20 protein-coding genes and 1 pseudogene are annotated in these 21,936 nt (G+C 64.6%); 9 read left to right on the forward strand and 12 right to left on the reverse strand.

Translation table 11 applies throughout. The annotated features are described in order from the left end of the window. Positions 1-111: 111 nt before the first annotated feature. From FSY59_RS17640 to FSY59_RS17655, 4 genes are read right to left on the reverse strand one after another with little or no spacing between them, the layout of a single operon-like run. A complete protein-coding gene (locus FSY59_RS17640) occupies positions 112-816 on the reverse strand; it encodes an alpha/beta fold hydrolase (protein ID WP_148729426.1) in 705 nt (234 codons plus the stop codon). Beyond that, positions 813-2,330, reverse strand: a complete 1,518-nt coding sequence (locus tag FSY59_RS17645) for a carotenoid oxygenase family protein (RefSeq protein WP_003052141.1) — start codon at positions 2,328-2,330, stop codon at positions 813-815. Before FSY59_RS17645 ends, FSY59_RS17640 begins: the two co-directional genes overlap by 4 nt. 40 nt (positions 2,331-2,370) lie before the next feature. Continuing rightward, entirely contained in the window at positions 2,371-3,342 is a 972-nt protein-coding gene (locus FSY59_RS17650) for a tripartite tricarboxylate transporter substrate binding protein (RefSeq protein ID WP_148729427.1), read from the reverse strand. A 34-nt stretch (positions 3,343-3,376) separates the two neighbouring features. Beyond that, positions 3,377-4,183 (reverse strand): alpha/beta fold hydrolase, encoded by an 807-nt coding sequence (locus FSY59_RS17655; RefSeq protein WP_003052137.1) that lies wholly within the window; start codon positions 4,181-4,183, stop codon positions 3,377-3,379. Between the two features lie 378 nt (positions 4,184-4,561). On the opposite strand from FSY59_RS17655, the gene FSY59_RS17660 reads away from it, so the two are divergent. Next, complete coding sequence (locus FSY59_RS17660) at positions 4,562-5,647, forward strand: porin (protein ID WP_148729428.1); 1,086 nt, start codon at positions 4,562-4,564, stop codon at positions 5,645-5,647. Between the two features lie 256 nt (positions 5,648-5,903). Here the strand turns inward: FSY59_RS17660 and FSY59_RS17665 are convergent, their stop codons facing one another. Together FSY59_RS17665 and FSY59_RS17670 are read right to left on the reverse strand one after the other, a co-directional pair. Further along, the gene (locus FSY59_RS17665) at positions 5,904-6,962 is read right to left on the reverse strand and encodes a 3-keto-5-aminohexanoate cleavage protein (protein WP_003052133.1); all 1,059 of its coding nucleotides are present in this window, start codon (positions 6,960-6,962) and stop codon (positions 5,904-5,906) included. Positions 6,963-7,274: 312 nt separating this feature from the next. Next, a complete protein-coding gene (locus FSY59_RS17670) occupies positions 7,275-7,754 on the reverse strand; it encodes a VOC family protein (RefSeq protein WP_003062636.1) in 480 nt (159 codons plus the stop codon). 450 nt (positions 7,755-8,204) lie between these two features. Here FSY59_RS17670 and FSY59_RS17675 point away from each other — a divergent pair, with 450 nt between their 5' ends. The 4 genes from FSY59_RS17675 to FSY59_RS17690 all read left to right on the forward strand — a co-directional run bounded on the left by FSY59_RS17675 (position 8,205) and on the right by FSY59_RS17690 (position 13,671). Then, positions 8,205-8,813, forward strand: coding sequence for a (2Fe-2S)-binding protein (locus FSY59_RS17675; RefSeq protein WP_003052129.1), 609 nt, complete (start codon positions 8,205-8,207; stop codon positions 8,811-8,813). A 2-nt stretch (positions 8,814-8,815) separates the two neighbouring features. Continuing rightward, on the forward strand, positions 8,816-11,110 hold the full coding sequence (locus FSY59_RS17680) for a xanthine dehydrogenase family protein molybdopterin-binding subunit (RefSeq protein WP_003052127.1): 2,295 nt from the start codon (positions 8,816-8,818) through the stop codon (positions 11,108-11,110). 23 nt (positions 11,111-11,133) lie between these two features. After that, positions 11,134-12,429 carry a cytochrome c gene (locus FSY59_RS17685; RefSeq protein WP_003052125.1) on the forward strand — a complete coding sequence of 432 codons (1,296 nt, stop codon included), beginning with the start codon at positions 11,134-11,136 and terminating at the stop codon, positions 12,427-12,429. Between the two features lie 168 nt (positions 12,430-12,597). Then, positions 12,598-13,671: an XdhC family protein gene (locus FSY59_RS17690; protein ID WP_003052123.1), complete on the forward strand. Its 1,074-nt coding sequence runs from the start codon at positions 12,598-12,600 to the stop codon at positions 13,669-13,671. A gap of 11 nt (positions 13,672-13,682) precedes the next feature. Here the strand turns inward: FSY59_RS17690 and FSY59_RS17695 are convergent, their stop codons facing one another. Beyond that, complete coding sequence (locus FSY59_RS17695) at positions 13,683-14,411, reverse strand: aspartate/glutamate racemase family protein (RefSeq protein WP_050872328.1); 729 nt, start codon at positions 14,409-14,411, stop codon at positions 13,683-13,685. A 56-nt stretch (positions 14,412-14,467) separates the two neighbouring features. Between FSY59_RS17695 and FSY59_RS17700 the strand changes: the two genes are divergently transcribed. Together FSY59_RS17700 and FSY59_RS17705 are read left to right on the forward strand one after the other, a co-directional pair. Next, a complete protein-coding gene (locus FSY59_RS17700) occupies positions 14,468-15,268 on the forward strand; it encodes an AraC family transcriptional regulator (RefSeq protein WP_148729477.1) in 801 nt (266 codons plus the stop codon). 118 nt (positions 15,269-15,386) lie between these two features. Continuing rightward, on the forward strand, positions 15,387-16,418 hold the full coding sequence (locus tag FSY59_RS17705; protein ID WP_148729429.1) for a DNA/RNA non-specific endonuclease: 1,032 nt from the start codon (positions 15,387-15,389) through the stop codon (positions 16,416-16,418). 225 nt (positions 16,419-16,643) lie between these two features. Here FSY59_RS17705 and FSY59_RS17710 read toward each other — a convergent pair whose 3' ends face one another. From FSY59_RS17710 to FSY59_RS17720, 3 genes are all read right to left on the reverse strand, one after another. Beyond that, a complete protein-coding gene (locus tag FSY59_RS17710) occupies positions 16,644-17,249 on the reverse strand; it encodes an ATP-dependent Clp protease proteolytic subunit (protein ID WP_003052116.1) in 606 nt (201 codons plus the stop codon). 78 nt (positions 17,250-17,327) lie between these two features. Next, entirely contained in the window at positions 17,328-17,675 is a 348-nt protein-coding gene (locus tag FSY59_RS17715) for an SRPBCC domain-containing protein (protein WP_003052114.1), read from the reverse strand. Continuing rightward, positions 17,672-17,986 carry a helix-turn-helix transcriptional regulator gene (locus tag FSY59_RS17720; RefSeq protein WP_003052112.1) on the reverse strand — a complete coding sequence of 105 codons (315 nt, stop codon included), beginning with the start codon at positions 17,984-17,986 and terminating at the stop codon, positions 17,672-17,674. The genes FSY59_RS17715 and FSY59_RS17720 overlap by 4 nt, the downstream gene beginning before the upstream one ends. Before the next feature lie 238 nt (positions 17,987-18,224). On the opposite strand from FSY59_RS17720, the gene FSY59_RS27555 reads away from it, so the two are divergent. Both FSY59_RS27555 and FSY59_RS17730 read left to right on the forward strand, forming a co-directional pair. Beyond that, entirely contained in the window at positions 18,225-18,404 is a 180-nt protein-coding gene (locus FSY59_RS27555) for a hypothetical protein (RefSeq protein WP_148729430.1), read from the forward strand. 236 nt (positions 18,405-18,640) lie between these two features. Then, positions 18,641-18,964 (forward strand): annotated as a pseudogene (locus FSY59_RS17730) (DNA/RNA non-specific endonuclease); the annotation flags it as partial. A 125-nt stretch (positions 18,965-19,089) separates the two neighbouring features. Here FSY59_RS17730 and FSY59_RS17735 read toward each other — a convergent pair. Further along, on the reverse strand, positions 19,090-19,389 hold the full coding sequence (locus tag FSY59_RS17735) for a hypothetical protein (RefSeq protein WP_003052108.1): 300 nt from the start codon (positions 19,387-19,389) through the stop codon (positions 19,090-19,092). 199 nt (positions 19,390-19,588) lie between these two features. Then, complete coding sequence (locus tag FSY59_RS17740; protein ID WP_043374801.1) at positions 19,589-21,820, reverse strand: hypothetical protein; 2,232 nt, start codon at positions 21,818-21,820, stop codon at positions 19,589-19,591. Positions 21,821-21,936: the final 116 nt, after the last annotated feature.

Here is a 21,936-nt window from a genome sequence, read left to right on the forward strand (position 1 = left end):
TTCGAACCAGACCCAGCGCTCACCCAGCAAGCGCTGGCAACCAGTCAGGCAATCGCCAAAAGCCTGCCGGCGCAACACGCCGGCAGGCTGGCTGGGAGTCATCGTCAGGCCTCAGCCAGCCCCCCCCATCCACAGGGCCAGCGCCCGGGCCACGGCCTGCGGCTGCTCCATGGGCGCCAGGTGCCCGGCGGGGCCCACGACGCGCTGCTGCGCACCGGGGATGCGCGCCGCATAGGTGGCCAGCGCGTCCGGCGTGAAAAGCTGGTCGTGCGAGCCCGCCAGCACCAGTGTGGGCCGACCGCCGTCGAGCAGGCGGGCGCGGTCGGGGCGCGCGGCCGTGGCGCGCACGTGAGCGGCGTAGCGCCCGGGCCCATAGTCCCTCACCATGGCCTGGCGTGCCTGCAGCAGCGCGGCGTTCGTCAGGCTGTCGGGGTGCAAGGTGTTGGCCGTGGCCGCTTCCACCATCTCGAAGTAGCGCCCCTGCGCGACGGCCTGCAGTGCAGCGATGCGCTTTTGCGCGGCGGCAGGGCTGTCAGCGAAGGGCGCTGTGCACAGCAGGGCAATGCCCTGCACCCGCTCGGGGGCCTGCTCCAGCATGGCCAGTGCTACGTAACCGCCAAAGGAGAAGCCGGCGAGCCAGAAGCGTTCGGGCAGTACCCCCAGGTGCGCGGCGGCAATCGCCTCCACCGTCTCAAGCGGCGGATTGTCCAGCGCCGTTGCCTGCACTGCGGCGGGCAGCGCGGCCAGCACGCCGTCGAACACCGCCCGCGTGTTGTTCAGCCCCGGAACCAGGGCCAGTTGTGCGGGCTCCGTCATGCCGGCACATAGCGCTGGTCGCGCTGCTCACCGTGGATGCGGTCACCTTCCACCCAGGCCGAGTGCGTACCCGCCGAGATGCGATGCGGCAGGACGATGCGCGCCAGCGGGCCGCGCGAGATGTCACCAGCAGGAATCACCCAGCATTCGGAGCGCTCGTCCAGCATGTTGTTGACGAAGGTGAGCACGTAGCCGTCGTCCTCCGCCACGGCGCCGATGCGGCGCGCCATCTGCGGCTCGCTGCCGTAGCAGCCCTTGCCGTACTCCAGCGTCTGCGTCTGGCTGGTGAGCATGTCGTAGCGCTTGAGGCCGCGAAACAGCCATTCGCCCTTCTCGTACAACACATTGAAGCTGTAGCGGTAGGGACGACCCACGTAGTCGTTGCTGACCATGGGAAACTCGGTGATCTCGTCATCGATCTGCTCCTCACGCGTCTCGCCGGTCTTCATGTTGAAGCGCCAGCGGTACATCAGCGTGGGGTTGTTGTGCTTGTCCAGATGCGCTCGGATCTTGTCGTAGGCCGCCTGGCGGCCCTCGGCCAGAGACTGGCCCACGTTGGGCTTGTGGGGGGTGGGCATGATGCAGCCGTCCATGATCACCTCGTTGCCGACCTCGTAGCAGTTGGCCAGGTGCAGGATGTGGCAAGGCGTTCCCTCGAACCAGCGCACCGAGGCCGAGTCACCGTGGCGCGGCAGGATGCCGAAGCGCGCGGGCCGGTCGCCGTAGAAGCGCATCTTGCGCTCGCCCTTGGCCAGCAGTGCGGGATCGAAATGGAAGGGCAGATCGTGCAGGATGGTGTAGTTCTTCGTGATGCCCAGGTCGTGAGGCCAGCGAGCTCCGGGCAGATCGATCGGCACGTAGTGCACCAGGCGGTTGTGTCGGTCCACCACGCCATAGTTCATGTATGGAGGCTTCTCCGGGTAGTTGAAGAACATCATCTCGCCAGTGGCAGGGTCCACCTTGTAGTGCGAGGCCACGCCGTCGGACACGAAGCGCGCCCAGTCCGCATCGGGGCCCAGCGTCTCCAGCGTGACCGGGTCCAGACGCCAGGGTTCACTGCCCTGCGACATGGAGGCCAGCAGCTTGCCGGCATGAATCTTCACGTCGGTGCCTGCGTTGTCCTTCATCGCACCCATGGAGCCCCAGCCCCGGCGTGCCTGCATCTGCGGCGACAGCATGCCGGGCCACAACGACCGCCCCGCCGCCTGCTCGGCCAGGAAACCCGTGGTCTGCACGAAGCGGTTGCGGTAGGTGGCCTTGCCCTCCTCGAAGTGCATGGCGTGCAGCATGCCGTCGCCGTCGAAGGGGTGATAGATGCCCAGCGCCTCATGCACCTGATTGTGCGTATTGCGCACGTAGATGCCGTGCAGGTCGCGCGGGATCTCGCCGATGACCTGCATGCTGGCGGTGTCGGCCACCCACTCCTGCATAGCGGGGGTGAAAGGGCCGCGCAGGAAAGGATGGTCGTTGTCCGGCGTGATCGTGGATTGGTAGGTGTGAAGGATTTTCTGCATGGCTGACTCCTGGTATGGGCACGCATTGACGAGAAGCGGCTCAGTCGAGCTTGACGGCACCCGTCGTCAGCAGCTCGCTGTAACGCTTGCTGCTTTCGTGAACGATCTGGCGGAACTGGTCGGGCTGGTTGGCCACCACCTGGTAGCCCATCTCGGCAAGCTTGCTGCTCACCGCTGGCGCCCTGAGCGCCTGCACGAAGGCAGCATGAAGCCGGGCACGAACCGGCTGCGGTGTGCCCTTGGCCGCCGCATAGCCCACCCATCCATCCGAGATGAAGTCGATGCCCGACTCCTTGAACGTCGGCACACCGGGCATGGAGCGCACGCGCTGGCTGGAGGTCACCGCCAGCGCCGTGACCTGACCGCTCTCGACGAAGGTCTTGCCGGCGTTGGAGACGAGCGCGTACTGCAACTGCCCGCCCGCGATGTCGTTGAGCATCTGCACCTCGCCAGCATAGGGCACATGCTGCGTATTGATGCCCAGCTTCTGCGCCAGGATGACGTTGTTGAAGTGAAAGCTCGTGCCTGCGCCAGGCGTGCCGTAGTTGAGCCTGCCAGGGTTCTTGCGGGCATACTCGGCGAACTGCTGCACGGTGCTCACGCCCAGCTTGCGGTCCGCCACCAGCGTCAAGAAGGTGTCCACGGCGATGGTGATGAGATCAAGCTGCTCCAGCGGCCTGATCTTGTAGTTGGCGTTGGTCAGCGGCAGCGTCACCATGGTGGCGGGCACGACCAGGGCGACGGTGTAGCCGTCCCTGGGAGCCTGCAACAAGGCCTGCAGGCCGATCTGGCCGCCGGCGCCGGGACGGTTGTCCACCACCACGGAAGTAGCCAGGGCCTTGCCGAGCTCATCGCCGACGATGCGCGAGACGATGTCGGTCAGCCCGCCCGCCGGATACGGCACGATGAGCCGGATGGGACGCTCGGGCCACGGCCCGGCCAGCGCGGGCAGCGCGGTGCACAGCGAAAGGGCTGCGGCGCACAGGCCATGCAGCATTGTTCTCTTGTTCATGGTCGCTCGATTGCGGGAGAAGATAAACCTGGAGTCAGGAGACGGACATCACGCGTTCGCGGATGAAGCGCAGCAAGTGGCCGTTGAACAGGTCATGCTGTTCGGCAAAGGCGTAGTGGCCCGCATCCGGGATGCAGGCGTATTCGGCGTGCGGCACGAACTGCGTCTGCAAGCTCCTCATGCCCTGCGGGCGACCCACCTTGTCATGCTCGCCGGCCAGCAGCAGTGTGGGCACATGCAGGCGCTTCAGATTGGGCTCGCCGTCATAGCGCGTGATCGCGGTGATGGCCGCACAGAAGGTGTCGGCATGGGTGCCCAGCGCCACCTCGCGCACCAGCTCCACCATGGGCCCCTTGGAGCCAGGCGCAAACATGGAATCGATCACCGCGCCGGCCGTGTCACGGAAGGTATTGCCCGCGCGCAGCGGCTCCACACGCTCGGCCAGAAATGTTTTCTGATCCTCGGGGCTTTTCTGCGCGAACGAGCCCACCGTGGCAGAGATCACCACGCCATGCACCTTCTCGGGTCGGGCAGCGTAGACGGCTGGCGCCGTGATGCCCCCCATGCTGTGGCCCAAGACAATGTTGGCGGCACTGCCCTCGCGGTCAATCAAGCAGCCTGCGGTCTCAGCAAGACCTTCGATGCTCAGCCCGTCCTTCGGCAAGGGACTGATGCCATAGCCGGGCGCATCCCAGGCCACCACGCGCAGGCCGGAACGCACCAGGGTCTCGATTTCGTAGCGGAAATAGTCCTTGGCGCCGTAGGCCCCGTGCAGCAGAAATACTGTGGTATCGCCAGCTCCTGCGACTTGATAGTCAGGGAATCGGTAAGCAGTGCTCATAGGTAAAAGTGCGTCAAGAAAGTGAGAAAAGCATGGCGGCGACTCTTCGGCACGATCTGAATCAATGCCGCATTGACGCCAACTTGCGCGCAGTCAATCGCTTGAAAACAATTCTGTGATGCACTGGCCACATCCACTAGCTCATCCCGCCACAGGTTCCGGAATACGGAACAGCACTGAGCGCGCGAACCAAGCCTTGCGGCGAATCAACAAAAGAGTTCCGTCATCCGGAATTCGAGCAGCGCGTGCTGCTCTTTTTTTGCTTATCTCTTTGACATTACCAACGCCTCTGGGGCTGCGGTCAAAGCCTGTTCGTTCGTTGAATGCGATCGCCTGCAGTCATCCGGAGCCATTCAGAAAATGTCACGGAGACAAAAAATGCAGACTCATCGCCCGTTCCTTTTGCCCAGCCAGAAAGCCGCTGCTGCACTGTGTTTCATCGCGGCTACCCAAAGCAGTCATGCCCAGTCAGCTCTCACCCTGTTCGGCGGGGTGGACCTGGGCGTTCGCATGATGAACAACAGCGCCGGGACAACCAAGAGGATGAATAGCGGAAACAACTACACCTCGCGCTGGGGCCTGCGCGCGCAAGAAGATCTGGGCGGCAGCCACAAGGCCAGCCTGTGGCTTGAGAGCAGCATCAACGCAGACACGGGATCCAGCAACCCACAGTTCTTTGATCGCCGCAGCACCGTAGCGCTTTCCGGCGATTGGGGCGAAGTACGGATGGGACGGGACTACACACCGGTCTTTCGCGGATATGGCATTGCCGAAGTGTTTGATTTTGCAGGTCTGGCCAGCATGACCACGATTTACAACGGCAGCGCCTCCACCGTCCTCAGTCGTGCCTTCAAGGGCAAGACGAGCAGCAATGGCCGCACCAACGGTTCACTGCAATATTTCACACCCGACAGCCTGGGCGGCTTCCATCTGAGCGCCATGCTCTCCCGCGGTGGCGATGGCAATGTTTCGGGAGACCATGACTACAAGGGCCTGCGAGTCGGCTACAGCCGCGGACCCTGGCAAACGGCGGCATTTGCCGGCAGCACGGAAATCAGGATATCCGGCGGCAACTACCGCATTCGCGGCGGCTCTGCCGCCTATCGCCTCGGGACCGGCAAGCTGACTGCCGGCGTGGTGACTATGCGCTATCTCGATGCACGCCAGACCAACTACACGCTGGGTTTGATCTGGCCTCTTGGCATTCATCAAGTCAAAGCAACCTGGCACCATATCGACCAGGCGGGGCGCAATGCGGCCGGCGCATCCATCGACCGCAACGACGCCGACCTGATGGCCATTGGCTATGTACACAACCTCTCCAAGCGCACTGCGCTCTACGGAACCTTGGCCTTCATCCGCAACCGGGGACAGGCCAGCTTCAGCATCACTGGCGAATCAATGGGCGCTCGGCCGGGCGGCAATGCCCGTGGCCTCGAACTGGGTCTGCGGCACATGTTCTGAGGCTCAATCGTGGATGCGGGCTCCCGCATGGCGCGGCATCCCACAGGACGGGCGACAGCCCGTCGCCATTCCAGCAAGCGGGTCCAGTTGCGCAGCGGCAACCAATCTCAGGCTGAGCATGCAAACGGCAGAGGCAGTGCACAGTGCGATCTTGTCCGGCTTGAACAAAGCTGCGAGGAGCCGGCTCGATGGCCAAGTCGGCTCCGCAACTGAGGCCTGGCATGCCTGGCCTGGCATGCAAGCCAGACCCGCAGGATCAGCAGGTCTTCCTGAGGAAACCCTGGTTGGCGCCGGGCCGGTTGGGGGCAAAGCCGTTGGCGGCCAGACTCTCCTCCACGCTGTCGTAGAACACGCCGATCTTGCTGATCTCGCGCGCCTGCCTGGCAGTGGCGACAGGACGACCGAATTCGCGCGAGATGCGCACCAGCTGCTCGATCTGCGAGACCGTGCTGGCCTTCTCGGTGCGCGCCTGGTTCCACAGGCAGTCCTCGGTGCCGCAGCGCACATGCAGGCCGGCGGCAATGCCCCACATGTTCACAGGCAGCACATTGCGCACATTGCTTTCCACGGTCAGCACGGCGCCATCGGGCACGGCACGCACAAAGTTGGCCAGGCTGTACAGGCTGGGCGTGTCCATGCCACCGGCAATCGCCACCCAGTTCATGACCAGCGGGCCCATGTAGAAGCCGCGGCGCATCAGGCGCTCCACCGACTCGAAGCTGTTCAGGTTGTAGCACTGGAAGGCGCTCTGGATGCCGGCCTTGGTCAGGCGGCGCACATGCTCCTCCACCCAGCCCGGCTGGGCGGGCACGGTCATTTCCTTGTAGGCATTGAACAGCGTGGGATTGGCGCGCGAGGTGCCCGCAAAGTCCGCGTCTTCGGCCTGGTCGGTCACGTTCATCTGCGAGGTGTTCACCGTCACGGTCACCTGATCGGGCACCGGGTCCAGCTCGGCCAGCATGTGGCGGGTGTCGTCGGAAAGCCACTTGGCCGCCTGACCTTCGTCCTCGGGCGCAAAGCTGATGGAGCCGCCGACCTGGATGATCATCTCGGGCACGGCCTTGCGCACGCCGGAAATCAGCTCGTTGAACTTGGACAGGCGCTTGCTGCCCTTGCCGTCCAGCTCGCGCACATGCAGATGCAGCACCGTGGCGCCCGCGTTATAGCAGTCCACGGCTTTCTGGATCTGCGCCTCCATGCTGACGGGAATGTCTTCGGGAAAATCCGAAGGCAGCCAGCCTGGGGCATAGGGCGCCGCCGTGATGATCAGGGGCTGCTGGTTTTCAGGGAATAGATGGCCGTCGAGAAAGTTCATGGCATGTCTCCAAGTGAATGCAGGCTTCGACGCACAGCCACGGGCGCGGCTTGCCCGCCCTGTGCAATGCCGCCAGGCATTCAAAAGACATGGGCAACACCGGCCGGCAGGTACCGAATCGTCGAAATTGAAAGCAATTTCACTGTAGGAGAGCTGTCCGCAAAGCGTTTGCCCTAAGACGTTCGAGTCTTGGCAAAGTGCGCCAGAGCACGCGGGCGCCCCGATGCGCCCTTGCACCGGACCGGCGCGACTCGACTGGGCCGCGAGGATGAATGCGGCCCCGCCCTGCTGCCTGCTATTGCAAACGGCCGCCTAGCCGCGCCAGGCTGCCTCGATGGCGGCGATATCGATCTTCCTCATCTCCATCATGGCTTCAAAAGCCCGTCTGGCGGCGGCGCGGTCCGGGTCGGCAATGGCTGTGGTCAGCACGCGCGGCGTGATCTGCCAGGACAGCCCCCAGCGGTCCTTGCACCACCCGCACTGGCTTTCCTGGCCGCCGTTGCCGACGATGGCATTCCAAAGCCGGTCCGTTTCCTCCTGATCGTCCGTCGCGACCTGAAACGAAAACGCCTCGTTGTGCTTGAAGACAGGGCCGCCATTCAGACCCAGGCAGGGAATGCCCATGACCGTGAATTCGACCGTCAACACATCGCCCTGCTTGCCGCTCGGATAGTCGCCCGGTGCGTGGTGGACCGCGCCCACGGCGCTATCGGGAAAAGTCTGGGCGTAGAACCTGGCGGCTTCCAGGGCCTCGCCTTCGTACCAGAGACAAATCGTGTTTTTGCTGACCATCTTGGCTCTCCTGAACAGGGACGGATGAATGTCTGCAAACCCGCAGACTGCGGGCCCCTCTCTATCGAGGCACCGGTGCGCCGATGCGTCGATGCACTGGCGGCTTTCGGCGTCTGTGCATTGAAGCCGCATTTCCCCAGCACTTCAATCCCCCTATCAGGAGCGCAGGGTCATCCCCTGCCAAACAGCCTGGCAGTCCGGCTCTCACCACGGCTGCGGCCCGGACGGTTTCGGTGCGCTCGGGGCCGCATGCGGAACCACGCGCGCCCTGCCTGGCCCTGGGGCCACACACCGGAACGCTGAAGCCGCCGCTCGGCACCGGTCTGCTTGCCCCTCGCTAGCGCACACCAGAGCAATCGAATCTGCTTTATATCAAGCCAGGCACTTTTATTTTTGTCTAGTCATATAATTGACTACACATATATAAGACTGACTCTTGAAACCTACGTCATGAAATTCACTCTGAACGGCCAGGAAGTGGACGCGCAAAGCGCCACTGCCGATACACCTCTTTTGTATGTGCTGCGCAATGACATGCAGCTCAACGGCCCCAAGTTCGGCTGCGGCCTGGGCGAATGCGGTGCCTGCGCCGTGCTGATCGACGGCAAGGTGGCGCGCTCCTGCTCCGTGCCCCTGAAGGCAGTCGACGGCAAGAAAGTCACCACGCTGGAAGGCCTGTCGCCTGACGCCAGCAAAGCCGCCAACGCGCAGGCCCTGCAGGACCGCGCCGTCCTGGATGTCAGCGCCGCCGAGACACAGGCGCCAGCCACTCCACGCACCTACACCCTGCATGTGGTGCAGCAAGCCTTTGTCGATGCACAGGCTGCGCAGTGCGGCTACTGCACCAACGGAATGATCATGGCGCTGGTCGCCCTGTTCAACCAGCAGCCCAAGGCCAGCGACGACGAAATCAGGCACGCCCTGTCCGGCCATCTGTGCCGCTGTGGCACCCATGTGGAAATCATGCAGGCCGCCGCCCGCGCCCGCGAGCTGATTGCCAAGGGCCACAACCCGGCCCTCCCCGCCGCCGGAGCATCCACCACCGCAAAGGCTGCCTGATCATGAAATTTTTCACCAAAGACAATCACGCTCAACTCACCCGTCGCCAGCTGCTCAAGGCCGGCGGCATGCTGATGGTCGGCTCCGTGGCTGGCGGCCATCTGCTGATGGCCCAGACCGCCCCCGAAGCGGCTGCCAAGGGCGCTTTCCCCATTCCCTCAGCCAAGCTGGTGGACAGCTTCATCGCGATTGGCGCCGACGGCTCCGTCACCGCCTACAACGGCCACGTGGACCTGGGCACGGGCGTGCGCACGGCTCTGGGCCAGTTGGTGGCCGACGAGCTGTATGTGGACTTTGCCGCCGTGACCATGGTGCTGGGCCACACTGCCCGCACCCCGGACCTGGGCCCCACCATTGCCAGCAACACCATCCAGGTGTCGTCCCTGCCCATGCGCCATGCCGCAGCGCAGGTGCGCCAGCTGCTGATCAAGCTGGCCAGCGAAAAATCCGGTGTTCCCGCTGACCGCATCACCACCCAGAAAGGCTTTGTCATCGCCGGCGGCAAGCGCTACGGCTATGGCGAACTGGTTCAGGGCCAGGATCTGCAGATCGAGGTCGACGACAAGATCGAGCTGCGCAAGTCCGGCTTCGAGTACATCGGCAAATCGGTGCAGCGCGTGGACATCCCCAACAAGGTGCTGGGCGCTCTGACCTATATCCACGACCTGCGCGTGCCCGGCATGCTGCACGGCCGTGTGATCCGTCCTCCCTACACCGGCGCCGATGCCACGGCGCCCCTTGGCTCCAGCCTGGTGTCGGTGGACGAGAAGTCCATCGCCCATCTGCCCGGCATCGTCAAGGTCGTGGTCAAGGGCGACTTCGTGGGCGTGGTGGCCGAGCGCGAAGAGCAGGCCATCGCTGCCATGCGCCAGCTCAAGGTCACCTGGAAGGAATGGGACGGCCTGCCCGATATGTCGCTGAGCGGCCTGCACCAGACCCTGGTGGACCATGCCAAGACCGACCGCGTGCTGCAGGAAGACGAAGGCGCGCTGCAGGCCATCGAGCAGGTCAAGACTGCGCTGACCCGCGACTATGTCTGGCCCTATCACGCTCATGGCTCCATCGGCCCGTCCTGTGCGATTGCCGAAGTGGGCAACGGCCAGATCCAGGTCTGGACCGGCTCGCAAAACCCTCACGACGTGTGCAAGGACATTGCCAAGCTCATGGACGTGAATGCCGACAACATCAACGTCACCCGCCTCGAGGCTTCTGGCTGCTACGGCCGCAACTGCGCGGACGACGTCTGCTCGGACGCCGTGCTGATGTCGGCCGCCGTGGGCAAGCCCGTGCGCGTGCAGCTGATGCGCGAGCAGGAAGCCGGCTGGGAGCCCAAGGGCACGGGCCAGCTGATTCGCGTGCGCGGCGGCCTGGATGAGCAAAACAATGTGGCCGCCTACGAGCTGCGCACCTGCTATCCCTCGAACAACGCCACCGCGCTGGCCCTGATCCTCACGGGCAAGGTGTCCGCCAAGATCGAGGCCCAGCAAATGGGCGACCGCACGGCCATCCCGCAGTACGAGTACCCAAAGATGCGCGTGATCTCCCAGGACGCCGTGCCCATCGTGCGCGCCTCGTGGATGCGCGGCGTCTCCGCCTTGCCCAATGTGTTCGCCCATGAGTCCTGGATCGACGAATGCGCCTACCTCGCCAAGGCCGACCCCATCGAATACCGTCTGCGCTACCTCAAGGACCCGCGTGCCGTGGCGCTGATTGCCGAAGCCAAGAAGCAGTGCAACTGGCAGGAAGGCCCGGCCCGCCGCAATGCGGCAGCTGACGATCAGCGCCTGGTCAAGGGTCGCGGCTTTGCCTACGCCCGCTACTTCCACAGCAAGTTCCCCGGCTATGGTGCGGCCTGGGCAACCTGGGTGGTCGACGTGACCGTGGACCGCGAAACCGGCGAAGTCAAGGTCGACAAGGTCTTTGTCGCCCAGGACACCGGCGCCATGGTCAACCCCGCAGGCGTGCGTCATCAGGTGCACGGCAACGTGGTGCAGTCCACCAGCCGCGTGCTCAAGGAGTTCGTCACCTTCGACAAGAGCGGCGTCACCTCCGTGGAATGGGGCGGCTACCCCATCCTGCGCTTTGACGAGCTGCCCGAGATCGACTCGTTGCTGGTCGAGCGCCCCAACGAGGCGCCCATGGGCGCCGGCGAATCGGCTTCCGTGCCCAGCGCCGCCGCCGTGGCCAACGCCATCTTTGACGCCACCGGCGTGCGCCTGCTGGAAGTGCCGTTCACGCCCAGCCGCGTGCTGGCCGCGCTCAAGGCAGCCAAGAGCAGCGCCGCCTCGTCCAAGTGACTCCACCGATAAAGAACATAGATATGCGAACGTTCCAAAAGATTCTGGCGGGCGGTGCGGCTGTAGTGGTCGTGCTGGCTGCCGCCGGCCTGGCTCTCACCCATCAGGGCGAGATTGCGCCCCAGTCAGCCATTCCCGCTGCCGACTTCACACCCCAGCAGATTGCCAAGGGCAGGCTGCTGGCCGCCATGGGCGACTGCGCCGTCTGCCACACGGCAGCCAACGGCAAGACCAACGCGGGCGGTCTGGCCATGCCCAGCCCCTTCGGCACCATCTACACCAGCAACATCACGCCCGATCTGCAGACCGGCATCGGCAGCTGGAGCTATGAAGCCTTCGAGCGCGCCATGCGCCACGGCGTGGACCGCGAAGGCCAGTACCTCTACCCCGCCTTCCCCTACACGGCCTTCAGCCGCGTGACGGATGAGGACATGAAGGCCTTGTACGCCTTCCTGATGAGCGAGCCTGCCGTGGAGAACGAGGCGCCCAAGACGGCGCTGAACTTCCCCTACAACGTGCGCCGCGGCATTGCGGCCTGGAACTGGCTCTACCTCAAGCCCGGCGTCGTCAAGGACGATGAAAAGCAGGCTCCCGAGTGGAATCGCGGTGCCTACCTGGTCGAAGGCCTGGGTCACTGCAGCGCCTGCCACACACCGCGCAACGGCCTGGCCGCCGAGAAAACGGGTGAGTTCCACCTGGCCGGCGGCAGCGCCGAAGGCTGGGATGCTCCCGCTCTGACGGACAAGACGGCCTCGCCCCTGCCCTGGACCAAGCAGGATCTGGTCGACTATATGAAGACCGGCTTCTCGGCCCGCCACAGTGTGGCAGCCGGCCCCATGGCTCCCGTGGCCCACGGCCTGTCGCAGCAAAGCGATGCCGACCTCGACGCCATTGCCACCTATCTGATGAGCTACCGCAAGGCCGACGCCGCCCCTGGCGATGCCAAGGCACTCATCGAAGAGAAGACCGCCAAGCCCAAGCTGGCACTCGATGCCGAAGGCTACCGCCTGTACCAGGGCGCCTGCATGGCCTGCCACAAGGCAGACCCCTCGGGCAGCAGCTTCGGCGTGCGACCCCAGCTGGCCCTGAGCACCAGCCTGCACTCCGCATCACCCGACAACGCCATCATGGCCGTGCTTGAAGGCGTGCAACATCCGGCCCATGCCGACCTGGGCACCATGCCGGCCTTCCGCCATGCGCTCAGCGATGCACAGATCGCCACCCTGCTCAACACCATGCGTGTCCAGTACGGCGGGGACGAGTGGAAGGACCTGCCTGCCAAGGTAGGCCAGCTGCGCAAGCAGACCCAGGCGCATTGACAGCAGGCGCTGCCAAAGCGCTGCACTGCTCTGCACAAGCCGGCCTTCCCTGTCCTTCAGGCCTCGGAAGGCCTTTTTGCGGGTGATCATTTACGGGTAGCGCCGCTACCCGGTGCCCGCCTGATGCTTCAAAATTGCAGCGAGCGAGAGAAACAGAGAAAGCAAGCAATGGACAATATCGACGTCTTGGTACTCAAGGCACTGCGTGACTGGCGCTCGGCCGGCCAGCACGCCTTGCTGGCCACCGTGGTGCGTACCTGGGGCTCGTCCCCGCGCCCCGTGGGCTCCATGATGGCCTTGCGCGAGGACGGACGTGCCATTGGCTCGGTATCCGGCGGCTGCATCGAGGACGACTTGATCGCCCGACACACCAAGGCCCTGAACCAGAACCTGGGCATTCCGGACAGCCCACCGCAGCTGGTGCGTTACGGCGTGAGCGCCGACGAGGCCCACCGCTTCGGCCTGCCCTGCGGCGGCACGCTGGAGCTGCTGCTGGAATTCAACCCCGATGCGGCCAGCCTGCAGCAACTGGTGACCGAGCTGGAAGCCGGATCACTGGTGAAACGCAGCGTCGACTGCGGCAGCGGCGAAGTCCGCCTGCAGACGGCCGAGCACCCCGACGCGCTGGAGTTTGACGGCCAGCAACTCGTCAACCACCTGGGCCCCGGCTACCGCATGCTGCTGATCGGTGCGGGGGCCCTGGCCGAATACCTGGCCACCATGGCCTTGTTCAACGGCTTCACGGTCACCGTGTGCGACCCGCGCGAGGAATACATGGGCAGCTGGTCGGTGCCCCAGGTCAACACCGTCACCGACATGCCGGACGATGCGGTCACGGCCTTCAAGCCCGATGCGCGCAGCTGCATCGTCGCCCTCACCCACGACCCCAAGCTCGACGACCTGGCCCTGCTCGAAGCCCTGCACAGCCCGGCCTTCTATGTGGGCGCCATCGGCTCGCGCCGCAACAACCACTCCAGGCGCGAGCGCATGATGGAGCACTTCGGCGAGACCGAAGCCTCGCTGGCCAGGCTGCGCGGCCCCATCGGCCTCTATATCGGCAGCAAGACTCCGGCAGAGATCGCCGTGAGCGTGATGGCCGAGATTCTGGCCGTGAAGAACGCCGTGCCGCTGCCGCAAGCCATGTCGGTGGAAGTGGCCAAGCACGAGCATGACATCGCCATGAACGAGGCCAGCACGCATTGCGCCATTCCGGAAATTCTCCAGCCGGGCTCGGCGCACTGATATCCGTCAGCTCAGGCCTGCAGCGCAAAATCCACGGCCGCTGCAGCGTGCAAGGCCGTGGTGTCCAGCACCGGCAGCAGGCTGTCTTGGGGCTTGATGAGCAAGCCGATCTCCGTGCATCCCAGCACCACGGCCTGCGCGCCACGGGCCGCCAATGACTCGATGGCTCGCTGATAGAGCTTGCGCGACACATCGCTGATCTGCCCCGCGCAAAGCTCCTCATAGATGATGCGATGCACCTGCGTGCGCTCGGCCTCGCCTGGCACCAGCACCTTCAGGCCGAACTGCTGCTCCAGCCTCTCGCGCATGAACGGCTGCTCCATGGTGAAGCGCGTTCCCAGCAGCCCCAGCACCTGCACACCGGCTGCACGCGCAGCCGCCCCGACCGGATCGGCTATGTGCACAAACGGAATCGACACGGCTGCCGCCACCTGATCCGCCACCTTGTGCATGGTGTTGGTGCAAAGCAGCACACAGTCGGCGCCTCCGGCTTGCAGGCGCCGGGCAGCATCGGCCAGCAGCGCCGCCGCGTCGTCCCAGCGGCCTTCATGCTGGGCCTGCTCGACAGGGCCGAAGTCCACGCTGTACATCAGCAGCCTGGCCGAGCGCAACGCACCCAGACGCTCCCGGACACCCTGGTTGATCAGGCGGTAGTACTCGGCGCTGGACTCCCAGCTCATGCCGCCGATCAGGCCTATGACGCGATGTGGCCCGGTGCTTGTTTGCAGGTCTTGATTCATGAGCAGCAGTGTGGGCCGGCCGGCCGCCATCGTCTATCATGAAATTTCAGCCCGCCATGAAGACCCACCTGATTCAGCCTTCGGCAACCGATACGCCATCCGTGCAGATCCATTTGCTCGGCCGCGCCCCCTACAGCAGCCGCGACCCGGTGCGCATGCATGCGCTGGGCATTGCGCTGCAAAGACAGCAAGGCGTGCACGCCATTGCCTCCGACAGGCGCGAGGACTTCGACACCTGGCCTGGCACCCTGAGCTATACGCCGCCGGGCGTGGAGGTCTTTTCCGAGTCGGCCACCGGCGGCGAATATCTGGTGCTGCGCTATGCCGCCCATGAGGCTGACGCGCCGAGGCCGCCACAGCGCATCTCGCAACATGGCCAGCGCTCGGCATTGCAGATGGCACTGCATCTGCGCCTGCTGCTGCTCGGCCCCCAGCCGGACGCTCTGGCCATCGAGCAGACTGCGTTGCGGTTCATGGCCTGCCAGGAAGGCAGCGCCAGCAAGGCCAACGCCCGCCCCGGCACCGGCTATGGACGCGTGCTGGACCGCATTGCCGCCGAGTTCGAGCGGCCGCTGAGCATTGCCGATCTGTCCTCCATGGTGGACACCAGTCCCTTGCGCTTTCTGCGTGAGTTCACACGGCTCACAGGCATGACGCCGCATGCCTGGATCACGGAGACCCGGCTGCAGGCTGCGCGCGCCATGATGCAAAGTGCCGATCTGCCCTTGGCGCAGATCGCACTGGACTGCGGCTTCAACCACCAGTCGCATATGGGGCAGCTGTTTCGCAAACACCTGGGACTGACGCCGGGACAATATCGGCAGCATCATGGCCTGGAGCATGCAGGCTGCCCCTGAATCGCCGGCCTCTCGACCGACAGTTCACATACGGTTTCATTGCCGGACACACAAAGTACGGCCGGCGGCCCGCATCACGCCTCAAGCAGCATTCAGGCGGCGTACCATTGCCGCCTGAATGACGACCGCCAAGAAAAAGAAAACGCCTGCGCGCAAGCGCGGCACCGCTTCCAAGACTGCCGGCTACAGCTTCTCCCGCATCAGGCGCTTTGCCCTGTCTGCGGGCGCTGCGGCACTGGCCAGCTTCCAGATTGCCAGTTGCAGCTTCAACCCCAGCGTCTCCGCCGAGAAACTGCTGGGCCAGGCGCTGGCAACCCTGCATATCCCCGCACTCGATGCGCTCGGCCAGACCCTGCAGGCCTTTCGCAAGAACGGCTGGCCGGATCTGGATGGTCTGCGCTCCGGTTCCGGCTCCGGCGCCCACACGCCCAGCGTGGGTGGCAAGGTGGACAAGGCAGATGTCACGGCCACGGCCCTGCCCACGCACTTTGCCCGCTGCCCCCAGTTCTTCCCCGGCGGCAAGGCTCCGGCCCTGCAGCTTCATCCCCGCGAGCGCGAGCTGTGTTTTTCGGGTTTTGCCGTGCTGCACAACGGCAGCACCAAGACCCCGGTATTCGTCGCCGAGCGCCTGAATCGCCAGGTGCTGCAGCAGGCCCAGGGCTTGCAGCGCAGCGACAAGTTCTATGCCGACGCCCGTCTGCCGCGCGCCGAGCGCTCCGAGCTAGACGACTACAAACGCTCCGGCTTCTCGCGCGGCCATATGGCTCCGGCGGCCGACATGAGCACGCCCGAGGCCATGGCCCAGAGCTTCAGCCTCGCGAACATGGTGCCGCAGAACCAGGTGCACAACGCGGGCGCCTGGAGCCAGGTGGAACAGGCCACGCGCAAATATGCGCTGCGCGCCCGGGGTGATGTCTTTGTCTTCACCGGCCCTGTCTTCAACAAGAACGCCGCCACCATCGGCGAGAGCAAGGTGGCGGTGCCCGACCACCTCTTCAAGCTGGTCTATGACGCCAGCACCGGCAAGAGCTGGGTGTACTGGCAGGCCAACAGTGCGGATACGCGGATGAGTGCGCCCATCAGTTATGAGGAGTTCACTCGGAGGACTGGGATGCCGTTGTTGGCGGGGGTGATGCAGGGTCACGGTTAGCCTTCTGGCGTGGGCCAGGAGGCCGTCTTTGCCCCTGCCGGGTGGTTGTTTTTAGAGGCCGGGTCTCGGCCCGGCGGCCGACCTACCTTCTTTTGCTTCGCTAAAAGAACGTAGGCCAAGAAAAGGCGACCCGAATGTCCGCGACCCTCCGCTTCGCTGCGGGCAACCTGCGTCGTGGCGGTTACGGGGGTGGGGAGAAGGGAAGCGCGCTGCTGGCGCTGCGGCTCAGAGGGTTGCCGTGCGCCGGTCCAGAACCTTGTCTATCAGGCCCCATTCGCGGGCCTCTTTGGCGGTCATGAAGCGGTCGCGGTCCAGGTCGCGTTCCACCTCCTGGTAGCTGCGCCCGCAGTGCTGGGCGTACAGGCGCGTCACGCGGTCCTTGGTGCGCAGCATTTCCTCGGCATGGATGCGGATGTCGGAGGCCTGGCCCTGCACGCCGCCCAGCGGCTGGTGCACGTGCAGGCTGGCGTTGGGCAGGGCCATGCGGTGGCCGGGCTCGCCGGCCATGAGCAGGAAGGAGCCCATCGACCGCGCCGTGCCCATGCACAGCGTGTGCACGGGTGACTTGATGAACTGCATGGTGTCGTACATGGCCAGCCCGCTGGTGATGACCCCGCCCGGCGAGTTGATGTAGAGGTGAATGGGCTTGTCCGGGTTCTCCGCCTCCAGGAACAGCAGTTGCGCGCAGACCAGGGCAGAGACCGCGTCGTTCACCTCGCCGTTGAGAAAGATCACGCGGTCGCGCAGCAGGCGCGAGTAGATGTCGAAGGACCGCTCTCCGCGCGCCGACTGTTCGACAACCATGGGGACGAGCATCATCGATTCGCGCATGGGCGAACTCCTGTGTGTGGTGGTGAAAAAGAAAGGGCTGCAGCCCTGCGCCGCATGCCCCGTTGCCAGGGCAGCGCCTCAGGTCGCGTACATCAGGAAGCCGCCATCGTTGGCCGCCTCCCTGGCGGTCTGCGCCCGCGCATCGGTCAGCACATGGACGATGCGCAGCAGCGTGCCGCCGTCGGCAGCGGGGCTGATCTTCAGGTCCACCGTGCTTTCCAGAAAGGGCGGCTCGGCCTCGCGCAGCCGCAGGCTCAGCGCCTGCTGCGGCACCTCGCTCAACGGCTCGGCATGCTCGGTGCCCGGCAGCCACTGCGCGCGCAACTCGGGAATGCTCAGCGCGCGCCAGACCTTCTCGGGCGGGGCGTCCAGCGCGTACTCCTGCACCAGTTCGCAGGCCGCATCGTCGTTGTCCATATCGTTCATTGGTCCATGTCCTTGAGCAGGCCCTTGAGGGCATCCACACGCTGCGGCCAGTAGGCGCGGTACTTCGCCAGCCAGCCCGCAATCAGCGCCAGCCCTTCGGGATCGACCTCGTAATGCACGAAGCGCCCCTGGCGCTGCTCGCTCACCAGCCCCGCATTGCGCAGCACGGCCAGATGCTGGGACATGGCCGACTGGCTGATCTCCTTCCCCTCGCGCAGTGCGCTGGCATGCATGCTGCCAGCGGCCAGCTTCTCGAAGATGGAGCGGCGCGTGGGGTCGGCCAGGGCCTTGAAGATGTCGTTTTCGGGCATGGCAACACTTTAGCAATCACTTATCTAAAACGCAAACATTCCTTGGATAACGTGCCTGCCGTCCCGCTTTGGCATAGACCGCACCCTGTGCCGGACATGGGTACCTCCAAAAACTTGCCCTGTACCGTACACGCCCATGCCAGAGTGAATATTTCTGGATGAACTCCATTGAACTGATCGATGACAGTGCCTGCGTGGCACTGAAAAATGCCACGTTCGCAACTTCATTGGAGACTCCATGACCAAGCCATCCGTTCGCCGTAGTGCCCCTGCACCCGGCAGCCAACCCGAATCCCCCGTTACCCGAACGGCGGTTTCCCGTATTCAAGGCGCTGTTGCAATCAAGACCGGAGGTAGCGTGCCCAAGGGCTCGTATGTTGATCGAATGCAACAAGCCATCGCAAAAAAGCAGGAATGAAATTCCTGACACATCCATCAAGGAGAGCGACCAAGCCCAGCAAAGCCGACAACGACAACCATGCAAATCAATGCAATCCCAACAATGATGAGTAGTGGCAATCGCGCGGAGAGGATCAGCGCCCAGGTGACTGGGAAGATCTCATCGCTCAGAAAAATCATGAGGGTTGACTGGGCATCCAGGCCGGCCACTCGATGATCTCCGTCTTCTTGTGGCTTGGTCGAATCGAATCCTGACTTCCGCAGAACCAGACCCACAACGGCGGCGTCTGGAGCAAGGTCGAGCAGGACAGGCGCCGCTACGCCCAGCGCGCCAAGAGCGATGTCTACGTCTTCACCGGCCCGGTATTCGACGGGCAGCCGCTCACCATCGGGACGGGCAAGGTCCATGTGCCCTGCCACCTCTTCAAGCTGGTCTATGGCGCCAGCACCGGCAAGAGCTGGGTGTACTGGCAGGCCAACAGTGCAGATGCGCGGATGCGTGCGCCCATCAGTTATGAGGAGTTCACACGCCGCACCGGCATGCCGCTGCTGTCAGCCGTGCATCTGCCCCACGCATAAAAAATGAGCTGACTACGCAAACCATTCAACGATTTCAACGGCATTTGATATTGAAATCATTGAATGAACAGCGCAATAAGCTCACTTTTCAATAGCTAAAAAGCTCCACAGAGATCGCGGGGAACTCAGGCCGGCTCGCCCGCCAGCCGGCGCACCACCTCGGACAGCACCTGGGCCTTCTGGCGGGTGCGCTCATTGGCCATGCCCGTGAAGCCACGCTTGGTGGCCGTGTGGTGCAGCGTATGGCCGACCTGCCGGCGGTACAGCGCACGTGCACGGTCGCGCATGGCGCGGGCGCGCTGCAGTTGCAGGCGGCGCTGGGCCGGGCTCAGCCTGACCAGGGCCGCATCGGACTGGGAAAGATCGTAGAGCTCACGCTCATTGGTGGCGAGAAGTTCATGCGCGGAATGGATGGCACGTCCCATGGCTTGCTCCTGTCATCAAATGCAATGAAAAAGCACCTTGAATGCATGCACATCCAAGATGCTTCGGTGAGTACAGAACAGCACTCTAGGACAGATTCCGGCTCCAGCCCCCAATACCGCACCCATGCAAGCGGTATTGGGTGGTGCAGCCAAGCGATGGGCCTGCCGCCAGCCTCTGCAGACGGCGCACGCCTCTGGCTTACCTGACAGCGGACTCTGCTGCGGCCGCTGCCGGAGCGGTGACCGCTGGCGCGCTGGTCGCCGCCGGGACATGCTGCCAGCTGGCGGGCAGCACGGCGTCCAGCCAGTGCATGCGCCAGGCCAGCAGCACGGTAACGGTCAGCAGCGCCAGCAGGCACAGGCTGTTGCGCAGGCCATGGCTGTCGGCATAGGGATCGGCAAAGTTGCGCTTGGCATTGACCGGCACCCTGGCCGTCTGCGACAGGCTGCGACCCAGACCCAGATTGATGTTCATGCGGCCATTGATGGCCCAGCCGCTGGCATCCAGAATCGGTCCCAGGCTGCGCTGGCGCAGCTTGAGCCAGGCAATCAGCATGCTGGGGCCGGAGATGGCCAGGATCAGGCCCAGAATGGCCACCGGAATCCAGGGCCCCAGCTCGATGAACTTGCCGAAGATGCCGACGATCACGGCGCTCAGCGAACCCAGCGCCACGCCGATGGCGGCCACCGTGCCCACATCGGTCTTGCGCGTGGCGGCGGCAGCCGGTGCTGCGGCAGCCGACGCTGCGGTCAGCTCCTTGGGCGCCGTCACCAGCTTGGTCGCGTTGTCGCCGAGGCTGGTGTTCACCACATCGTTCTTGGCCGCTGCATGCTTGGCGACCTGCTCCTCGATCATGCGCAGGAACTTCTTGTAGGGTGAGAAGAAGGCCTGGCCGATGCTGGTCGGGTTGTCGATGAGCTTGACGATGGTCGCATCCCAGTCCTGGCCCGCACGGTCGTAGAACACGCCGTTGCGCCCCACGAACAGGAAATCCACATCGCCTGCCGTGAAGGCCGCGACGATGATTTTCTTCTGCCCCTCGCGCTTGCACTCGCAATAGGCCAGATAGGTTTTCGCCATGGCGGCCAGCACCGAGTGGGCGGCGGCATCGGCCACCTCCACGGTCAGATCGCAGCTGCGGCCGTCCAGGAACAAGGTTCCGGCCTGGAAGGCCGCGCCTTCGCGGCGATAGAAGCTGGAGAAAGAGACAAAGTTATTGAGCAAAGGCAGCAGATCGCGCTGCAGCCGGATCAGCTTTTCCAGGGCCATGGCCTGCACGGCGTGCTCCTTCTCGGCATCGTCCTGGTCCAGCAGCTGCATCAGCGCGTCCTTCAGGCCGCTGGCCAGCAGTTGCTGCACCTCGGCCTCGCCGATCGCTCCCAGCGGCGTGGCCGGGCACTCCGCCAGCCATTGCTGGCAGTGGGCCAGCATGGTCTTGAGTTGATCCCACTGCGCCTCGGTCAATGCGCTCAGAGCCTCGCCGAACACGGGCTGCACAGCCTGCTCGCGCAGGGTCTGCAGGGCCGCCGCCCAGGCCGGGTTGACGCCATGCACCAGCGGCAGGCTGCGCTCGCCGGTGACGGCGGCCAGCGGCAACGCCGCCAGAGACTCCGAGGCATTGCTGAGTACCTGCGCACCCAGAGCCGCATAGCCTTCTTCCGTGGGGTTGAGCGGTGCCCGCGCATTGGCGTCGAACTCCACCAGTCGCGTGCGCGCAAAAAAGTCATCGACCTTGGCCTGCACGGCGTTCACGGCCTCGGCCGCCGCCAGTGCCAGTGCACGCGGCTGCAGATGGCAGCCCAGCTCGTCCGCCTGGGCAAACCAGGTCTGCAGGGCTTGCAGGTCCTCCCAGAAGGCCTCGGCCTTGCTGCGATCGATGCCGGGCACGCCATCGCTGCCGTCCACGGCACCGTACAGCTCCTGAATGCGCGCAATCAGAGCGGCCAGCGCCTCGTCGCCTTCGGCCGTGGCCGCACCGACGATGCCGTCGCCATTGAAGCGCAGGGCCTGCAGCGAGGCCATGCGCTCCTGCACCTGGGTCAGCGTGATGGCTGCGGCATCGGGCAGGCCCGCGAGTTCCAGCACGCGCCTGGCTTCGGCCAGCAGCAGCGCACCTTCCGGCGTCGCATCGTTGATGCTGCCCAGCTGCAGCACATCGCCGCCATCGGCCAGCACCTGCGGGTCACGCACTCTGGCCACGGCCCATTCACAGGCAGCCACCAGCTCGGGGGGACGGATCCGGCCGTCCTTGCTCTCGTCGATCAGATCCAGCGTCGCGCCGTCGAACTCGATGCCGCGTGTGGGACAGGCCAGGGCCACCCACAGCTTCTGATCCAGCTCACCAATATGGGCAATGTCCTGGCCCGTGCGAATGACCACCTGGTCCACCTCGCCGGCGCGGAAAAACTGCCACTCGTACTGCTTGTGCATGAAACTACCAACTCCCTGGCGGGGGATCTCCCCCTATCAAAGCGCATTGCAACCAATGGCTGCTTGCACTGTCCGCTATCAAAAGCTTGGAGTTTAAAAGTCATTTGCACCTACAG

This window comes from Comamonas sp. Z3 (assembly GCF_008121565.1).
GTDB lineage: Bacteria > Pseudomonadota > Gammaproteobacteria > Burkholderiales > Burkholderiaceae_C > Comamonas > Comamonas brasiliensis.